Consider the following 18,170-nt stretch of genomic DNA (forward strand, 5'->3'; position numbering starts at 1 on the left):
GCACACGGCACCGGAACCAGACTCGGCGATCCGGTGGAATTCCGGGCGCTCGACCGCGCGTTCCGCGGCTCCACGGACGCCGAGGGGTTCTGCTCTCCAGCGGACCCCCGGCACGGCGGCGAGCAGGTCGAAGACCTCGCCGACCCGGCCGGCCGCGACGGCCAGGGCGCACAGCCGGTCCGGCAGCGCCGGGTCCGGGACACCCCCGGCCGCCGTGTGGAGGGCCCGCACCAGGGCGACGGTCGCGGCAATGCGCTCCGGGCCGGACAGCTCACCGGTGAGCAGCCCGTCGAGGGCCTCCGGGCTCGCGGGCAGTACGGCGATGTCCAGCAGCGGGCCCAGTTCGGCGGCGTCCTGGGCGGGCAGCCGGCCGAGGAACGACTGCCGCCGTCCGGCGTCGAGGCGGGCGAGGGTGCTCAGTACGGCCCACCGCTCGTTCTCGGGGCGCGGGGTGCCCGGCGCGGTGGGGACGCTCAGGGGCCCGGGCGCCGCGCCGAGGAACTCCGCGGCCAGCGCCAGATTGACCGCGCTGCGCGCGTCGTCCGGGAACTCGTCCGCTTCGAGGGCGGCCAGCTCCGCCCAGCGCCCGGCCAGGATCAGCGCCGCCGGCCGGGCGGCGGGGCCCAGCATCGCCCCGGTGCGTTCGAGGATCCACTCGGCGGCCTCCGGGTCCGGGGCGGCCCGCAGGAGTTCGTCCCGGACCCGTCCCGAGAGGTGGGGGGCGAGACTTCCGTAGGTGTGTCCGGCCGGGAAGCCGTACGCCCGGGGGTCGCGCAGCCGCAGATGGGCGTCCAGGAGCACGGCCGGGTCCAGCCGGTCGCAGGCCCGGGCGGCCGCGGCCTGTCGGACCCGGCGGCACAGCACGGCGATCGTCAGATCGAGGAAGTCTCCCGGGGCGAAGTCCGCGACGCCCTCCTCCGGTGCCGGGTACCAGGGCAGTTCGGTGAGCGGCCGCCATTCCGCGGCGTCGATGAACGATCCGAGGGTGTAGTCGTCGAAGAAGTCCTCGTCGGCCAGGTGGATCAGCTCGCCGTCGTTGCCGAAGCTGTCGAACCACACCGTGCCCGCCCAGGGGCCGTTGAGCACCAGCCGGGCGAGGAAGTGGCTGCGGGTCGCACCCAGGACCACGGTCCCGTCCCGGTATCCGGCGCCTTCGGGAAGGTCGTAGAAGGCGTCCTCCGGATCGTCGAACTGGGCGTAGAACTCGCCGGGGCCCGCTTCGAAGAAGTCGGTCCCCTCCTCGTCCTCCCAGTCGGCGATCTGCGCCGGCGTGCCGGCCCAGGGGCGGTCGAGGGGGAAGGGCTCGGCGGGCCGGGGGCCGGTCTGGTCGGCGAGGCGCCGTCCGGCGTACGACATCAGCAGGTTCCCGGGCTCGCCGAACTCCAGCAGATACCGGCGGTAGTTCTCCGGCAGCCGCTGCCCCAGCCCGGTCTCCGCCGCCACCACCTCGGCCTCCGTCAGGGCGGAGAAACCGGTCCGCCATACGTCCCCGTCGCCCGGCCGCAGGGCGGCCCAGCGCGCCGACAGCTCGCGTATCCGGGCCAGTCGGCGTTCGATCTGCTCGTCGTCCAGCGGCTGCCGGGACACGGGCTCATCCGTCATCTCAGAAGGTCCTTGCCGTGAGAGGGGCCGTCGCGGGATCCGCACCGCGCGACGGCGTGAACGGCACCCTAGAGGTTCCCTCCGACAGCCGGGTCCGGAAGCCTCGGAGCCGGAGGCCCCGTAGCGCCGGTGGCGTCTCAGGGGCTGAAGGACAGGAAGACGAAGGCCGCGAAGATCACCAGATGGACGCCGCCCTGGAGGAGGGTGGCCCGGCCAGGCACCACGGTCAGTGCGCTCACCACCGCCGTCAGGGCCAGCAGCACCATATTGGTCGGTCCCTCGCCGAGGATCAGCGGACCGGAGAGCCAGATACTGGCCAGGGCGATGACGGGGATGGTCAGTCCGATACTGGCCATGGAGGAGCCGTAGGCGAGATTGAGGCTGGTCTGCATCCGGCCGCTGCGGGCGGCCCGGACCGCCGCCAGGGTTTCCGGCAGCAGCACCATCAGGGCGATGACGACACCGACGGAAGCGGTGGGCAGCCCGGCCGATTCGACCCCCCGCTCGATGGACGGAGAGATCAGCTTGGCGTTGCCGACGACTCCCACCAGGGCCACGACCAGCAGGGTCAGGCTGAACCAGGTGTCGCGGACGGTGGGCGGCTCGGCGTGCTCGTCGGGACCGCACGGGGAGCCGTCGGGCCGTACCGGCAGGAAGTAGTCCCGGTGCCGTACCGTCTGGACGCCGATGAACAGCCCGTACAGCGCCAGTGAGGCGACCGCGGCGAAGGCGAGCTGGCCGCCGGTGAACTCCGGCCCCGGTTTGCTGGTGGTGAAGGTCGGCACCACGAGGGTCAGGGTGGCCAGGGCGCAGCCGGTGGCCAGGGCGCCGCCGGCACCCTCTGCGTTGAAGAAGGCGACCCGGTTGCGCAGGGTGGCGACGAGCAGGGAGATACCGACGATGCCGTTGGTGGTGATCATGACGGCGGCGAAGACGGTGTCCCGGGCATAGGTGGACGCCTTGTCGCCGCCGCCGATCATCAGCATGACGATCAGTCCGACCTCGATGACGGTGACCGCGACGGCCAGCACGATCGAGCCGAACGGCTCCCCGACGCGATGGGCGACGACCTCGGCGTGGTGGACCGCGGCGAGGACGGCCGCGAAAAGACAGACCGTCAGGATCGCCACGGCGAATCCGGGCAGGTCCCGCCCCCAGGCCGCGGCGAGCGCGATCACAGAGAGCACCGGCGCCAGGGTGGTCCACTGCAACGGAAGCGCTCGGGTGCCCGATGTCATGAGGCCACGCTGCCATCGTGGTGACGGGGGCGCGCGCGGGGTTGCGCCAACGGGGGCGCGGGGCGCGCCCGCGTGCCGGGGGTGGCGCGCCTGCCCGGAGCGGGCCCGCGGCCCCGTACGGCCCTGCCGTTGCGGGGCCGTACGGGGCCCTTCACCCATGCCCGTTGCGGGCCCGGGCCACCCGTACGGCCCTGCCGTTGCAGGCCCGCGCCACCCCGTCCGCCCGTGCCCGTCACATCGGCCGGTCGTGTCCCTCCCAGTACGGGTCCCGGAGCCTGCGCTTGTACAGCTTGCCGTTGGGGTCGCGGGGCAGGGCGGTCACGAAGTCGATGCTGCGGGGGCGTTTGTACGGGGCGAGCAGCCCGGCGCAGTGCGCGAGCAGCTCCCCGGCCAGCGCCTCCCCGGGCTCCCGGCCACCGGCGGGCTCGACCACGGCCTTGACCTCCTCGCCCCGGTCCGGGTGGGGGATGCCGAAGACGGCGGCGTCGGCGACCGCCGGATGGGCGAGCAGCGCGGCCTCGGTCTCGGCGGGGTAGATATTGACCCCGGCGGAGATGATCATGTCGATTTTGCGGTCGCGCAGAAACAGGAAGCCGTCCTCGTCGAGCAGGCCGAGGTCGCCGACGGTGAACCTGTCCCCGATCCGGTTCCGCTCGGTCTTCTCGTCGTCGTTGTGGTAGCGGAAGCCGCCGGTGCGCATCGTCAGATAGACGGTGCCGACGGTGCCGGGCGGCACCTCGTTGCCGTTGTCGTCGAGGACGGCGATCTCGCTGATGGGCCAGGCCCGGCCGACCGTTCCGGGCTTCTTCAGCCAGTCCTCGGCAGTGGCGAAGGTGCCGCCGCCCTCGCTCGCGGCGTAGTACTCCTGGACACAGGGGCCCCACCAGTCGATCATGGCGCGTTTGACCTGCCCGGGGCAGGGCGCGGCGCCGTGGACGGCGTGACGCAGCGAGGAGACGTCGTAGCGGTTCCTGATCCCTTCGGGCAGGGCGAGGAGCCGGTGGAACTGGGTGGGGACCATATGGGTGTGGGTGCAGCGGTGCTCGTCGATCAGACGGAGCATCTCCTCGGGCGTCCACCGGTCCATCAGGACCAGGGGGTGGCCGATGTGCAGGGACGCGGCGGCGAACTGGAGTACTGCGGTGTGGTAGAGCGGCGAGCAGACCAGATGGACGTGTCCGTCGAAGGGGTGGATGCCGAAGAAGCGGAGGAAGCCGCCGAGGTGGGCCTCCTCGGGCGGGCGGCCGCTCAGGGGGCGGCGGATACCGCGGGGCCGTCCGGTGGTGCCCGAGGTGTAGTTCATCACCCAGCCGAGCCGGCGGTCGTCCGGCGGGGTGTCCGGCCGGCCGTCCAGAAGTCCGGCGTACGGGAGGAAGCCGCCGATCTCCCCGACGGCGCGGCGGGCGGCGGGCGGCAGCTCCGCCAGGTCCGCGGCCTCGGCGGCGGTGTCGGCGAACCGTTCGTGGGCGATGAGCACCCGGGCCCCGGAGTCGGTGAGGATATGGGCGGTCTCGGGGGCCACGAGGTGGTGGTTGACGGGGACGAGGTACATCCCGGCCTGGGTGGCGGCGAGCTGGGCGGTCAACAGTTCGGGGCCGTTGGGGAGGACGGTGGCGAAGGCGTCTCCGTGGGTGAGCCCGGCGGCGCGGAGCCCGTGGACGAGCCGGTTGGCGGCGCCGTGGAGGCGGCCCGCGGTCCAGGTCTCGCCGCCGGGGGCGACGAGGACGGTGCGGCCGGGGTCGGCGGCGGCCTGGGCCCAGAAGCCGTTGGGGTGCGCTGCGGGCTCCGTGCCGTGCTCGGCGGGCGTACGGGGCATCAGCGGTCCCTCCCCGCGATCCGGTTGACCCGGGCGACGGCGGTCTCGAACTCCCGGGTCAGCTCGTCGAACACCTGCCGTACGGACCGTTCCGAGGTCATCCGGCCGACGATCTGGCCGACGGGGGTGCCCAGCAGCGGGGCCACCTCGTACTTCTGGATCCGGGACACGGCTTCGGCGACCAGCAGCCCCTGGAGGGGCATGGGCAGCGGACCCGGTCCGGCCGGATCGTCCCAGGCGTCGGTCCAGGCAGTACGCAACTGGCGGGCGGGCTTGCCGGTCAGGGCGCGGGAGCGCACCGTGTCCCCGGATCCGGCGGCCAGGAGTTTGGCGGTCAGAGCGCGGGAGTGCAGATCGGCCTCGGTGGTGGTGAGCCAGAGCGAGCCCAGCCAGACGCCCTGGGCGCCGAGCGCGAGGGCGGCCGCGATCTGCCGGCCGCTGCCGATGCCGCCGGCGGCCAGTACGGGCAGCGGGTCGACGGCGTCGACGACCTCGGGGGTGAGCACCATGGTGGCGATGTCCCCCGTGTGTCCGCCCGCCTCGTACCCCTGGGCGACCACGATGTCGATTCCGGCGTCGGCGTGGTGGCGGGCGTGGCGGGCGCTGCCCGCAAGCGCGGCGACCCGTACGCCCCGGTCGTGGGCGCGGGCGACGATATCTGCGGGCGGGGAGCCGAGGGCGTTGGCGAGCAGCGCGATCGGATAGTCGAAGGCGACGTCGAGCTGGCTGCGGGCGACCCCTTCCATCCAGCCGGTGATCCGCCAGCCGGAGGACTCGCCGCCGGGCAGCTCCGGGACGCCGTGGCGGGCGAGGACACCGTCGACGAAACGGCGGTGGCCTTCGGGGATCATCGCCTCGACGTCCGCTTCGGTGAGCGGCCGGTTGCCGGGGGCCTCCGCGGCCCGGGCGGGCATGACCACGTCCAGGCCGTAGGGCTGTCCGCCGGTGTGCTCCGCCATCCAGTCGAGATCGCGCCGGAGGTCGTCGGGCGCGGTGTAGCGGACGGCGCCCAGGACGCCGAGTCCGCCGGCGCGGGTGAGGGCGGCGGCCACCGCGGGGAACGGCGTGAAGCCGAAGATGGCGTGCTCAACGCCGAGGGCCGTGCTCAGCTCCGTCTCCATGGGGCGCAGGATGCCCCAGCGGCGCGGAGACCGGAAGACTGTTTCTGATGCTGCGTCAGATATTCGGCAACCGCCCCGCGGGCCCGGGGCGGCCCGTGGCCCGGGGCGGCCCGGCGGGTGGATGCGGCGGGGCGCCCGGCAGACAGGTTGCGACCCGGCCGCACCGTCCGCCCGGAGGAAGCCCGGCGGACGCCCGGCACCGCCGGGCGGTTGACAGCGGGCACGCTCTGGAAGAACGTTTCACTGCCGGTCGGACAAGCCGAAAAATACTTTCAGCGACGCAGCGACGCGGAAACGCAGAGAGCGGGGCGCGGGTGACGCAGGACAAGACGGCGGAGAGCAGGACGGCGCAGGACAAGACAGCGGAGGGCGAGGCGGCGGAGAGACACGGAATCAGCCGGCGGCGCCTGAGCGGCGGGGTGCTGGCGCTGGGCGGCGCCCTGGCCCTGGCGCCCGTACCGTTCGCACGGGCCGTACCCGCCCCGGCCGGGACGGGTACGGCGGCCTTCCGCCGCGGCCGTCCCGTGCTGCGGTACGGCAGCCCCGCTCGCGCCGGGCTGCTCGCCGACCGGCTCGACCGGCTCGTCGCCGACGCGGAAACGTACCTGCTCCCCTCCCCCACCCGCCCCTGGTACGCGGGCGCGGTACTGCTCGCCGGACGCGGCGGTACGGTCGCGCTGCACCGGCCGATCGGGCTGGCCCGGCGCTACGCCGCATACGACGAGACCACCGGCAACGGCGTCGAACTGCCCGCGGACGAGCGGATCCCGATGGCCGGGGACACCGTCTTCGACCTCGCCTCGGTCTCCAAGCTGTTCACCTCGCTGCTCGCGGTCCAGCTCGTCGAGCGCGGCGCGCTGGAGCTGGACGAGCGGGTGGCGGCGTATCTGCCGGAGTTCGGGGCCGCGGGCAAGGAGGCCGTCACCGTACGGCAGTTGCTGACCCACACCTCGGGGTTCCGCTCGTGGATCCCCCTGTACCGGGAGCCGACGCTCGAAGGAAAGCTGCGGATGCTGTGGGCCGAGCGCCCGGCGTCCGCACCCGGTTCGGCGTACCTCTACTCCGACCTCAACCTCATCTCCCTCCAGCTGATCCTGGAGAAGCTCACCGGGCGCACCCTGGACACCCTGCTCCACGACGAGATCACCGCGCCGCTGGGGATGAGCCGTACCCGCTTCAACCCGCCGTCCTCCTGGCGCCCGAAGATCGCCGCCACCGAGGATGCCCGGCCGCCGTGGTCCGGTCTCGACCGGGGCATGGTGTGGGGCGAGGTCCACGACGAGAACGCGTACTCCTTCGGCGGGGTCGCGGGCCATGCGGGTGTCTTCTCCTGCGCCTGGGATCTCGCGGTGCTGGCCCGGACCCTGCTCAACGGCGGCTCCTACGGCCGGGCCCGGATCCTGCGCCCCGAGTCCGTCGAGCTGATGTTCACCGACTTCAACACCGCGTTCCCCGGCGACGAGCACGGACTCGGCTTCGAGCTGAACCAGCACTGGTACATGGGCGCGATGGCCACGCCCCGGACGGCGGGCCATACCGGTTTCACCGGAACGAGCCTGGTACTGGACCCGACGACGGACTCGTTCCTGATCGTCCTCGGCAACTCCGTGCACCCGGTGCGGACCTGGCGCTCCGGCAGCGCGCCCCGGGTCGCGGCCGCCGACCAGCTGGCGCGGGCCGTCCCCGTACGCCCGGCCCACGGCCGTACCGCCTGGTTCTCCGGAATGGCGTCCGGTACGACCGCGCTCCTCGCCCTGCCCGCGCTGCCCGCCCTCACCGGCGGCACCGCCCGGCTGCGCTGCTCCCTGTGGTGGGACACCGAACCGTCGGCCGACACCCTGTTCCTGGAGGCCTCGGCGGACGGCGGCACCGCCTGGGTGCCCGTACCGTTCCGCACGGCCCGCCCCGGGGCCGCGGACCGCGAGCATCCGGCGGGCACCGCGACCGGCTGGTCCGGCCGCCGCTGGCACCGGATGACGGCGGATCTGTCCCCCTGGCGCGGTACCGCCGGACTGCGGCTGCGCTGGCGGTACACCACCGACCGGCGGTATGTGGGGCGCGGGGTGTACGTGGACGGGATCCGGGTCGAGGACGGTCACCGGACCGTCTTCGACGAGGCGCGGTCACGGGACGCGGCCCGTATCGAGGCGAGCGGCTGGACCCCTTCGGAGGACTGACCGGGCGGACGGCTCCGGCCCCGGGACGGCGGACCGCCGCCCCGGGACGGCCGGGCCCCGGCGCGCTCAGGCCATGGCGTCCAGGGACTCGGGAAGCGTCTGCCCGCCGTCGACGGTGAGCGTCTGACCGGTGATGAACGCGGCCTCGTCGGAGGCGAGGAACAGCACCGCGTGCGCGATGTCGGCGGTCTCCCCGAGCCGGCCGGCCGGAATCGAGGCGGTCATCCGCCGGAGATAGTCCTCCCCCAGCCCGGCCAGGCCCTCGGTGCGCACATTGCCCGGCAGAACGGCGTTGACGGTGATCCCGGCCGGCGCCAGCTCCAGGGCCGCGCTCCGTACAAAACCGAGCTGGCCGGCCTTGCTGGCGCCGTAGTGGGACCAGCCGCGGTAGCCGGTGACGGGACCCGTGATGGAGGAGGTCAGCACGATCCTGCCGTGCCCGGCGCGCTCCAGGGCGGGCAGGAACGCCTTCGTCACCAGGATCGACCCGCGGAGGTTGACGGCCAGGACCTCGTCCACATCGGCCGCCGTCATCTCCCGCAGCGACTTCTCCGGGAAGACCCCGGCGTTCGCGCAGACCACGTCCACATGCCCGTGCCGCTCCTCGGCCTCGGCCGCCAGCACCTCGGCGGCGTCCGGATCCCGCAGGTCCAGTGCCAGCCCGGTGACCCGGCCGCCGGTCGCCGAGGCGATCTCCGCCGCGGCCTTCCCCGCGGCCGTCCCGTCCCGGCCGGTGACGGCCACCGCCGCGCCCCGCGAGGCGAACAGCTCGGCAACACCCCGCCCGATGCCGCGTGTCCCGCCCGTGACGACCACGGACCGCTTCCGCCAGTCGGTACCCATCTCTCGCCCGCTCCCTCGTCTCCGCTCGACCACCGACGCGCCCGTCAGCACGGACACGACCATGATCATCACGGTACGGGCGGCCGGCCGGGGTCCGGTGCCGAACACGGCGGGACGGCCGAAAGAAGCCGTCCAACGGACGGGGCGGCGGACCGTCCGCACCCCGGGCCGGACGGCCCGGAACCCGGTTCCGAGGGCTCCGGGCGCAGGAGGTCGGGCCCGGCGTACGGACCGGGGATACGGACCCGGCATACGGGCCGGAAACCGCCGCAGGGCGCCGGACGGGAGGGGGTCGGCGTACGGCGCCGGAGCGGGAAGGTTCGGGCGTACGGCGGCGGGCGGGCCCGGTTCAGCGGCCGAGGGCCGCCATCGCCGCGTTGTGCCCGGGGATCCCGCTGACCCCGCCGCCGCGCACCGCGCCCGCCCCGCACAGCAGGACATTGGCGTGCGCGGTCTCCACGCCCCAGCGGCCGGTTTCCTCCGTGGCGTACGGGAAGGACAGGTCCCGGTGGAAGATGTGCCCGCCGGGCATGCCGATCTCCCGCTCGATGTCCAGCGGGGTCTTGGCCTCGATACAGGGCGCGCCGTCCGCGTCCTCGGCAAGACAGTCCGCGATCGGTTCGGCGAGATGGGAGTCCAGCTCGGCGAGGGTGCGGGCGAGGAGTTCGGCGCGGGCGCGGTCGTTGTCCCCGGCGAACAGGCGGGCGGGCGTGTGCAGTCCGAAGAGGGTCAGGGTGTGGTGGCCCCGGGCCGCGAGCGACGGGCCGAGGATGGAGGGATCGGTCAGCGAGTGGCAGTAGATCTCCGACGGCGGCGCGCCCGGCAGCCGCCCGGCGGACGCCTCCCGGTAGGCGGCCGCGAGCTGCTCGTACCCCTCGGAGACATGGAAGGTGCCCGCGAAGGCGTCGCGCGGATCGACCGCTTCGTCCTTCAGCGCGGGCAGCCTGCGCAGCAGCATGTTCACCTTGAACTGCGCGCCCTCCGGGGCGGGGCCGGGCGGCTCCTCCCCCAGCAGCCGGGCGAGTTCGCGCGGGGCGGCGTTCACCAGAACCCGGCGGGCGGCGACCGTGCCGGACCCGTCCGCCGCCTTCCACGAGACCTCGGCGGTGGTGCCGTCGGTGTCGATACGGGTGACCTCGTGCCCGGTCAGCAGTTCGGCGCCCGCGGACCGGGCGGCCGCGGCGAGGGCGTCGGTGAGCGCGCCCATCCCGCCGACCGGGACGTCCCAGTCGCCGGTGCCGCCGCCGATGACGTGGTAGAGGAAACAGCGGTTCTGGACCAGCCCCGGGTCGTGGGCGTCCGCGAAGGTGCCGATCAGAGCGTCCGTCAGGACCACGCCCCGGACCAGGTCGTGCCGGAACCGCTCCTCCACGGCGACTCCGACGGGTTCCTCGAAGAGCGTCCGCCACGCCGTGTCGTCGTCGATCCGTGCCCGCAGCTCCGTACGCTCCGGCAGCGGTTCGGTGAGGGTCGGGAACACCCGTTCGGCGACCCGGGCGGTCATTCCGTAGAACGCGCGCCACGCCTCGTACTCGCGGTCGCCGCCGGTCAGCGCGGCAAAGGAGTCCCGGGTCCGGCCGGCCCCGACGAGCAGACCGCCGGTGCCGTGCGGGGTGTAGGAGGAGACGGTCCGCTTCCGTACCGCGAAGTCGAGGCCGAGATCGCGGACGATGGTGTCCGGGAGCAGGGAGACGAGGTACGAGTAGCGGGACAGCCGCGCGTCGACCCCCGCGAAGGGCCGGGTGGAGACGGCCGCGCCGCCGGTGACCGGGGCGCGTTCGAGGAGGAGCACGGAGCGGCCGGCGCGGGCCAGATAGGCGGCGGCCACCAGGCCGTTGTGGCCGCCACCGACGATCACGGCGTCGTACGAGGTCTGTGCGGGCATGCCCGGACCCTAACCCGCGGGGGCCGGGCGCGGGAGCCGCAGCCCGCCGGGGCGGTCCGGGGCGCGCACCCCGGGCCGCCGGGCCGTACGGCGCTCGGCGCCGCGGGGCACCTCCGAGCGCAGGGCTTCGAGCAGGGCGAGCAGGGCCGGATGCCCGCCGGGCACGGTCCGCAGGACGGCATGGACCGGCCGTACCGGCTCGGGGTTGCGGACCCGGCGGACGACCACCCCGGGGTGCCGGGTGCCGAGTCCCAGCAGCGGGGTGAGGGCGACCCCGAGACCTGCCGCGACCAGGCTCTGCACGGCGGCCTGGTCCTCCCCGCTCACCACGGTCTCGGGCCCGGGGACGGTACCGGCCCGGGCGTGGCGCAGCGCGTCGGGGCCGGGCTCGTCGGAACCGATCCACGGTTCGCGGGCCAGTTCGGCGAGGTCGACGACCCGGCGGGCGGCGAGCGGGTGTCCGGCGGGCAGGACGGCCCGGTAGGGGTCGTCCATCAGATGTTCCAGCCGTACCCCGTCCGGTACGCCGTCGGGCGGGCCCGGCAGCCGGGTGACGACGGCCAGATCGACCAGGCCGCGGGCCGCGTCGGCGACCGCGGCGGTGTCGTCCGCGGGACCGAGGTCGATCCGTACGTCGGGATGCCCCGCCCGCAGGAGGGCCACGGCGGGGACGACGAGAGCGGCGCCGGTGCCGGGCGCGTACCGGACGACCAGGCGTCCGGTGCGGCCGGCCCGCAGATCGGCGAGCGCGGTCTCCGCCTCGGCGAGCTGCCGTCCGATGAGCACGGCGTGCTCAGCGAGCAGCCGTCCGGCGGCGGTGGGCCGCACCCCCCGTCCGACCCGTTCCAGCAGGGCCGTCCCCGTCTGCCGCTCCAGCGCCGCCACCTGCTGGCTGACGGCTGACGGTGTGTACCCCAGCCGGGCGGCCGCCGCGGTGACCGATCCTCCTGCGACCACAGCGCAGAGAACGCGCATACGCCTCACGTCGAGCACACGGCGAAGCTTAGGCCCCCCGGAGCCCCCCGCGCACGAATCCCCGGTCGTGGCGCCGGAGGACCTTCCGCGGGGCGCCCGGGCGGGGTCATCGGCGTTGCGTTAAAGGGGAGTTCGTACCTGGTCATCCCCTGGATGAGGACGCTCCGGCTCCGGGCCGCGGCCCCGTTCGGCCCCGCGAAGCCCCGCGTTCGCGGGGAGCACTGGCGGCGGGGTGCCCGCGCCCATCGTGCCGAGGGGATCATCCCCGCGTGCGCGGGGAGCGCGCGCCGCTGCCGGTGACCCGCGGGCCCGCGGGTCACCGGGGCGCGGTGTCTCAGCCGATGAGGATCGGGGCCACATCGCTGATCCGCTTGTGCCCGTGGGCGGCGGCGTCGGGGGCGGACATCTTGGCGAGCTGGGCGGCGGCACCGATCAGCAGGGCTCCCCCGAGGGCCAGGGAGAGCAGAACGGACGACAGACGGCGGCGGGACTTCATGGCACGCTCCTGTTCCTGTGGCTCGGGACGGTTGTTCCTGCGGCTCGGGACGGTTCCGTCCGCTTCCGCGGCGTTCTCGGGATCGTAGACAGGGCGCCCGGGCCCCGCTACCCCGCCTCGCCGGGCGGGGCGCCTGTCGGTGGGCACTGCTTGGATACGGACCGACCGGCCGCCGAGCGAGGGAGATCACCATGTCCATGCACGAGATCGAGGACCTGGTGGCCGATTCGGTCCGGGTCCTGAACGGCCTGGCCGGGCCGGACGATCCGCGGGTCCGGGACTGGTTCGCCGTGCTCTACGGCTTCCAGAACGACTACGACTGCTCGTTCACCCATTTCCGGGTGATGGACATCCTGCTGCGGCGCCGGTACACGTACCGGTTCCCCCTCGAACGGCACCCCGACCACGCCGCGCGGCGCGCGTACTTCGACGGGCTGACCGAATTCACCGGCCTGCGGACGTTCGACGAGGAGGCTCCCGACTTCGAGGGCTACGAATCCTGGCTGGAGGACGGCTACGCCGAACCGCCCTACTTCTACTGCGACGCCGGTACCGCACTGTGGCGCCGCCTGGCGGACGCGGGCGAACTCCGGGGCCCCGACGCCCTCCCGCCGCGCCGCACCCCGCTGATCGACGTGGTCCGCGAAATCGCCGTCGCCGCGGAGCGGCAGGGCGACCGCGACCTGATCGCCATGTGGTACGCGTTCGGCTGCGCCACGCTGGTGGGCGGCCCGGCGGGCTGCCCCTTCGACGTCACGGAGGTGGCGGAGATGCCCGCGGTCCGGGACCTGCGCACGGTGGCAACCCGCACCGGCGCCCTCGCCGCGGCCCGGCAGTCGCCGTACGCGATACCGGTGGAGTTCGCGGAGGATGACGAGCTGGAGGGGTGGTGGTGGGAGGTATAGGAGGGAGCCCCACGGGGCCCCTATGGGTTTGGTCAAGGTGGTGGGGTGGTGCCAGGCGGGAGACCGCCTGGCAGGCAGGCTGTTATGAGCGACGGACGGGGTGTGCGGGATTCGGCTGGTGAGGGCATGCGGCCGTGTGACCACTCGACCGCCCCGCCCCGCGCGGATTCCCGGCGCGAACGGCCACGCCCCGGAGGCGCCTTGCGGGGCCCGGCCCCCTCGGGGTCCTGAGCTCCGGGACCCGCACCGATGTCACGACTCCGCAGCAGGCCGAACACCATGTCCGCAACGTTCCTGACCGGCATCGCCCGCACCACCGAACCCCTGACGATGCTGCGCCGCTTCCTCGCCAGTGGGGTGCGCTGCGGGCCGGGTCCGGAATCAGGCGCTGAGGGAACGCAGGTGGGTCAGGACCGTGATGTCACGGTCGAAACACACCACGATCCGCCCGTCGGATGTGACGGCGAGAGCGTTGACCCGGCCGGGGAGGAGCAGTTCGGGTCCGACCTGTCGGCGGGTGGTCAGGTCCCACACCCGCACTCCGTGCCCACTGCCGATGGCGGCGACCGGACGGCCTTCCACTACGGCCGTCGCCACTGCCTGCACCTGGCTGGTGTGACCGGTGAGGGGTTCGCCGACCTGTTGGCGGGTGATCAGGTCCCATACCCGCACCATCCGGTCGTCGGCGCTGCCGGTGACGGCGACCGGACGGCCTTGCACCACGGCCGTCGCCACTGCCTGCACCTGGCTGGTGTGACCGGTGAGGGGTTCGCCGACCTGTTGGCGGGTGATCAGGTCCCATACCCGTACCGTCCGGTCTGCGCTGCCGGTGACGGCGACGGGACGGTCGCCGAGGACGGCTGTCGCCAATGAGATCACGTGGCAGTTGACGAAGCCGAAGGGTTCTCCGGCCTCGCCTGTGCCCAGATCCCACATCTGCAAGCCGTTCCTGTCGCCGGTGACGGCGACCGGACGACCGTTGATGACCGTGGTCGCCACCACATCCGTACACCGGATGCTGTCTTCGGAAGGCCGGGTGGCGGGTTGTCCGGTGGCCAGGTCCGAGACCGCAACCGCAGGGGCGTGGCCGAGGCTGACAGCGACCGGTCGGCCGTCCACTACTGCGGTCGCCAGCCCGTGCAGCGGACTGTAGTGGGCGTAGAGGGGCTCGCCCACTGGTTGGCCAGTGGCCAGGTCCCACATGTTGACGGTGCCGTCGGCATCGGTGCTCCATGTGCTGGTGACGGCTACCTGGCGGTCGTCGACGACCGCCGTCGCCACCGCGGTCACCTCGTAGGCGTGGCCTTCAGGGCTCGATCCGGCGGTTCGACCGGCCGTGAGGTCCCACACCTGGACCGTCCCGTCGTGGCAGCCGGTGACTGCGAGGGGGCGGCCGTCCACCACTGCCGTCGCTACAGAGGTCATCTCGCACGAGCCGGCGATGCCGGCAGCTTCGTTGCGGGTGTGCATGGGCCGGCCCAGTGTTCGGCCCGTGCCCAGATCCAATATCTGTAGCGACGTGGCGCCGTTGAACTGCGTAATGGCGACGGCCACCGGGCGGCCGTCGAGGACCGTCGACGCCACCGCGTCGATGTAGTCGGTGTCGGCCTCGGGGGCAAGGGGCGGTCCGACAGGTTGACCGGTGGCCAGGTCCCACACCCGTAGCGTCGGGTCGGAGAAGTAACCGCCGGTGACAGCGACGGGCCGGCCGTCGATGACGGCTGCCGTCACGGCGTACACCGAGCCGGTGTGTCCTTCGAGGGGCGGACCGAGCGTCCGGCCCGTGCCAAGGTCCCAGACCTGCACCGCCTCCTCCTGTTCGGCGGTGACGGTGAGGGCGACCGGGCGCTCATCCACCACCGCCGTCGCCAGTACACGGGGGAGACTGATGCCTTCGAGGGGCGGGGCGAGCATCCGGCCGGTGCCGAGGTCCCACACGCGCACCGTGTCGTCGTGGCTTCCTACGATGGCGACGGCACGGCCGTCGAGTATCGCCGTGGCCAACGCAGCCACCTTGTCGGTGTGGCCGGTGAGCGGGTCACCCATCGGACTACCGGTGGTCAGGTCCCACACCCGGACCGTGTCTTCATCACCGGTGACGGCGATCGGCCGGCCGTCGACGACGGCCGTCGCCACTGCGGTCACCTCGTGAGCGTGGCCCTCCAGGGGCGGTCCGGCAGGCCGGCCCGTGGCCAGGTCCCACACTCGCACCGTCGTGTCCCCGCTTCCGGTAACGGCGACCGGGCGGCCGTCGACGACTGTGGTCGCCACCGCCATCACCGCATCGGCATGACCCGTCAGGCACTGCCGGAACCGCTGGTCCGCCAACGCCCCGGTGGCCCATACCGGGATCCAGCCGCCCGCCCCTGCCGGGGCACCGTCGACCGTCGCCTCGGCCAACCGCCGCGCCAAGTCCCGATCCCCGAACCGGGCCGCCCCCAACGCCAGCACCTGACGCCTTACGGCCGGGCTTGCCCCCTGGTGCAGGTGCAGCGACCCCCGGTAGACCGTGGACGTCAACCGGGCCGCCGGACCCGAGGCACCATCCAGCAGACGCAGTACTTCCCTCGGATCGGCATGCACCAAGAACCCCGTATCCGCCAGTCGCCTGTCCACTTCGGCGTTTTGCCCACCGGAACCGTCATCGCGCAGGTCATCAGACATAACCGCATCCAACCAGCCCACACCGACACGTCCCCCGACCCGGCACCCCCACACGATCACGTAGTTGTTTACGCAGTTTCACGGATCCCACGGCCCCGGCCCGGAGTTTGCGCTGGTCAAGCACTCCGCTGCCCGCCCGCTAGTGCCCCCTCCGTTCCCTCAGGGCCGCCACTCTCCGGTACAGCTCCACCGCCTCCTCGTGGCGGCCCAGTTGTTCCAGGCAGTGGGCCTCGTCGTTGCGACTGGCGAGGGCGTCGGGGTGGGAGGGGCCCAGGACGCGGTCGCGGGCGGTGGCTACCGAGGTGTAGACCGTCAGGGCTTCCGGCCAGCGGCCCAGCCAGCCGAGGGCGACGGCGACCTCGCGCAGGCTCACCAGGGTGTCGGGGTGGTCGGGGCCCAGGGTGCGGGTGCGGCGGGTGCTGATGTCGCGGGACTGGTCGAGGGCTTCGGGCCAGCGGCCGGTGCGGCCGAGGTTGACGCCGAGGCCGTGGCGGGCGCGGAGGGTTTCGGGGTGGTCCGGGCCCGAGATACGGGTACGGTCGGCGATCAGAGCGGTGAAGAGGTCGAGGGCTTCGGCGCCGCGGCCCAGGCGGCCGAGGCTGATGCCTACCTCGTAGCGGGCGGCGAGGGTGTCGGGGTGGTCCGCGCCGAGGGAGCGGCCGCGGGCGTCGGCGACCTCGCGGTACTCGGCCAGGGCCTCGGTCCAGCGGCCGAGCTGGCCCAGGGCGTAGGCCACTTCGTACCGGGTGACCAGGGTGTCGGGGTGGTCGGCGCCCAGGACCCGGGTGCGGGCCTCGGCGACCCGGCAGGCCATCCGGAAGGAGTCTTCGAGACGGCCGAGTCTGCTGAGGTTGAAGGCGAGGTTGTGGCGGCAGCGCAGGGTGTCCGGATGGTCGGGGCCCATGGTGCGCTCCCGGGCGGCGAGGACCTCCGTATAGCGGTCGTGGGCCTCCAGGTGGCGGCCGAGACCGCCGAGGACGTAGGCGGCTTCCTGCTGCGCCGCCAGGGTGTCCGGGTGGTCGGCGCCCAGGGCGCGGTCGCGGCCCTCGGCGACCCGGCGGAAGCCTTCGAGGGCGTCCTCCGCGCGGCCGGTGCGGCTGAGGGTGAAGGCGACCTCGTAGATGCTGGCGAGGGTGTCGGGGTGGTCCGGGCCGAGGGCGTGTTCGCGTTCGGCGGCGACCGCGCGGTGCACCTCGCCCGCCTCCTCCCAGCGGCCGAGTCGGCCGAGGCTGAGCCCGGCGCTGTGGCGGCCGGCCAGGACGGCCAGGGTCTCCGGGGTGGGCGTGGGGCGCGCGGGGCGTACCGACGGGCGGGTCAGGACGGTGCGTACGGCGGTGCCGGTGGTCCATTCGCCGGTGAGCCCGGCGGTGTGGTCGGGCAGGACGGGCCGGAGGGCGGTGGCCGTGGCGTGGTGGCCGCCGGTCATCCGGCTGCCCCAGGCCGGCAGGGGCGCGGGCCCGGCGGGCGGGGCCGCGGCCGGGGCGGGGACCGTGGGTACGCCGTCGGGGCGGGTGATGCGCCGCCGCAGGTCGCGGGCGTCGGCCGGGCGGCCGTCCGGGGTCTTGGCGAGCAGGTCGAGCACCGTCTGCTGGACATGCTCGGGGATCTCCGGGCGGTGGACCCGCAGCGGCTGCGGAACGGTGTCGCGGTGGCCGACGAGGACCGCCCAGGCGTCCTCGTCGTCGAACGGCGGGACGCCGGTGGAGATCTCGTAGAGGACGCAGCCGAGGGAGTACAGGTCGCTGCGGTGGTCGACCTGGCCGCCGCCGATCTGCTCGGGCGACATGTAGTGCGGGGTGCCCATGGCGATGCCGGTGCCGGTGAGCCGGGAGGAGGTGGCGATGTTCTCGCCGAGGCGCGCTATGCCGAAGTCGCAGATCTTCACCGTGCCGTCGGTGAGCCGGACGATGTTCGCGGGCTTCAGATCGCGGTGGACGATACCGCGTTCATGGGTGTAGGCGAGGGCGTCGGCGACCTGGACGGCGATCTCCACGACATCGTCGACCGGCAGCGGCTCATGGGCGTTCTCCTCCAGGAGCTGGCTGAGGTTGCGCCCGTCGAGCAGCTCCATGACCAGGAACAGCACACCGTCGTGTTCGCCGAAGTCGTGGACGACGGTCACCCCGCGGTGCTGGAGCGCGGCGGCCACCCGGGCCTCGCGGCGGAAGCGTTCGCGCAGGACGGTGGCGAAGGAGGCGTCGTGGTGGGGGTCCACGGGCTTGAGGCATTTGACCGCGACGCCCCGCCCGAGGGACTCGTCGACGGCGCGCCACACCTCGCCCATGCCGCCGCGCCCGATCACCTCGTCCAGCCGGTACCGGCCCTGGATCAGCCTGGAATCCGCCATTGCCTTCCGTTGCCCCCGTCGGTGTGCTCCGCCCTCCCCGTTGGTGTCCAGTATGGCGGGGCGGTCGGACAGTGGGTACGGGCCGGTGGGTGTGCCGGGCG

Annotated in this window: 12 protein-coding genes; 3 read left to right on the forward strand and 9 right to left on the reverse strand. The window is 73.6% G+C overall.

Annotated elements, in window-relative coordinates; all coding sequences use genetic code 11:
- Window positions 1–33: 33 nt before the first annotated feature.
- Window positions 34–1,623, forward strand: a complete 1,590-nt coding sequence (locus ACWDR0_RS00005) for a hypothetical protein (RefSeq protein ID WP_456349469.1) — start codon at window positions 34–36, stop codon at window positions 1,621–1,623.
- Between the two features lie 116 nt (window positions 1,624–1,739).
- Here ACWDR0_RS00005 and ACWDR0_RS00010 read toward each other — a convergent pair whose 3' ends face one another.
- The 3 genes from ACWDR0_RS00010 to ACWDR0_RS00020 form a co-directional block, all read right to left on the reverse strand.
- Window positions 1,740–2,840, reverse strand: coding sequence for a calcium:proton antiporter (locus ACWDR0_RS00010; protein ID WP_456349263.1), 1,101 nt, complete (start codon window positions 2,838–2,840; stop codon window positions 1,740–1,742).
- A 232-nt stretch (window positions 2,841–3,072) separates the two neighbouring features.
- Window positions 3,073–4,656: an acyl-CoA synthetase gene (locus ACWDR0_RS00015; protein ID WP_456349264.1), complete on the reverse strand. Its 1,584-nt coding sequence runs from the start codon at window positions 4,654–4,656 to the stop codon at window positions 3,073–3,075.
- Window positions 4,656–5,777 carry an NAD(P)H-dependent flavin oxidoreductase gene (locus ACWDR0_RS00020; protein WP_456349265.1) on the reverse strand — a complete coding sequence of 374 codons (1,122 nt, stop codon included), beginning with the start codon at window positions 5,775–5,777 and terminating at the stop codon, window positions 4,656–4,658. Before ACWDR0_RS00020 ends, ACWDR0_RS00015 begins: the two co-directional genes overlap by 1 nt.
- 392 nt (window positions 5,778–6,169) lie before the next feature.
- On the opposite strand from ACWDR0_RS00020, the gene ACWDR0_RS00025 reads away from it, so the two are divergent.
- Window positions 6,170–7,954, forward strand: a complete 1,785-nt coding sequence (locus ACWDR0_RS00025) for a serine hydrolase (protein ID WP_456349470.1) — start codon at window positions 6,170–6,172, stop codon at window positions 7,952–7,954.
- Window positions 7,955–8,020: 66 nt separating this feature from the next.
- On the opposite strand, the gene fabG is transcribed toward ACWDR0_RS00025, so the two are convergent.
- The 4 genes from fabG to ACWDR0_RS00045 form a co-directional block, all read right to left on the reverse strand.
- A complete protein-coding gene (gene fabG, locus ACWDR0_RS00030; protein ID WP_456349471.1) occupies window positions 8,021–8,797 on the reverse strand; it encodes a 3-oxoacyl-ACP reductase FabG in 777 nt (258 codons plus the stop codon).
- A 349-nt stretch (window positions 8,798–9,146) separates the two neighbouring features.
- Window positions 9,147–10,682, reverse strand: coding sequence for a phytoene desaturase family protein (locus ACWDR0_RS00035; protein WP_456349266.1), 1,536 nt, complete (start codon window positions 10,680–10,682; stop codon window positions 9,147–9,149).
- Window positions 10,683–10,691: 9 nt separating this feature from the next.
- Complete coding sequence (locus ACWDR0_RS00040; protein ID WP_456349472.1) at window positions 10,692–11,657, reverse strand: LysR family transcriptional regulator; 966 nt, start codon at window positions 11,655–11,657, stop codon at window positions 10,692–10,694.
- 334 nt (window positions 11,658–11,991) lie between these two features.
- Complete coding sequence (locus ACWDR0_RS00045) at window positions 11,992–12,153, reverse strand: hypothetical protein (protein WP_456349267.1); 162 nt, start codon at window positions 12,151–12,153, stop codon at window positions 11,992–11,994.
- 191 nt (window positions 12,154–12,344) lie between these two features.
- Between ACWDR0_RS00045 and ACWDR0_RS00050 the strand changes: the two genes are divergently transcribed.
- Window positions 12,345–13,058: a hypothetical protein gene (locus tag ACWDR0_RS00050; protein ID WP_456349268.1), complete on the forward strand. Its 714-nt coding sequence runs from the start codon at window positions 12,345–12,347 to the stop codon at window positions 13,056–13,058.
- A gap of 381 nt (window positions 13,059–13,439) precedes the next feature.
- Here the strand turns inward: ACWDR0_RS00050 and ACWDR0_RS00055 are convergent, their stop codons facing one another.
- Both ACWDR0_RS00055 and ACWDR0_RS00060 read right to left on the reverse strand, forming a co-directional pair.
- The gene (locus tag ACWDR0_RS00055; protein ID WP_456349269.1) at window positions 13,440–15,722 is read right to left on the reverse strand and encodes a WD40 repeat domain-containing protein; all 2,283 of its coding nucleotides are present in this window, start codon (window positions 15,720–15,722) and stop codon (window positions 13,440–13,442) included.
- Between the two features lie 139 nt (window positions 15,723–15,861).
- Window positions 15,862–18,069, reverse strand: a complete 2,208-nt coding sequence (locus ACWDR0_RS00060) for a tetratricopeptide repeat protein (RefSeq protein ID WP_456349270.1) — start codon at window positions 18,067–18,069, stop codon at window positions 15,862–15,864.
- Between the last annotated feature and the right edge of the window lie 101 nt (window positions 18,070–18,170).

It is taken from the genome of Streptomyces sp. NPDC003691, assembly GCF_053981115.1.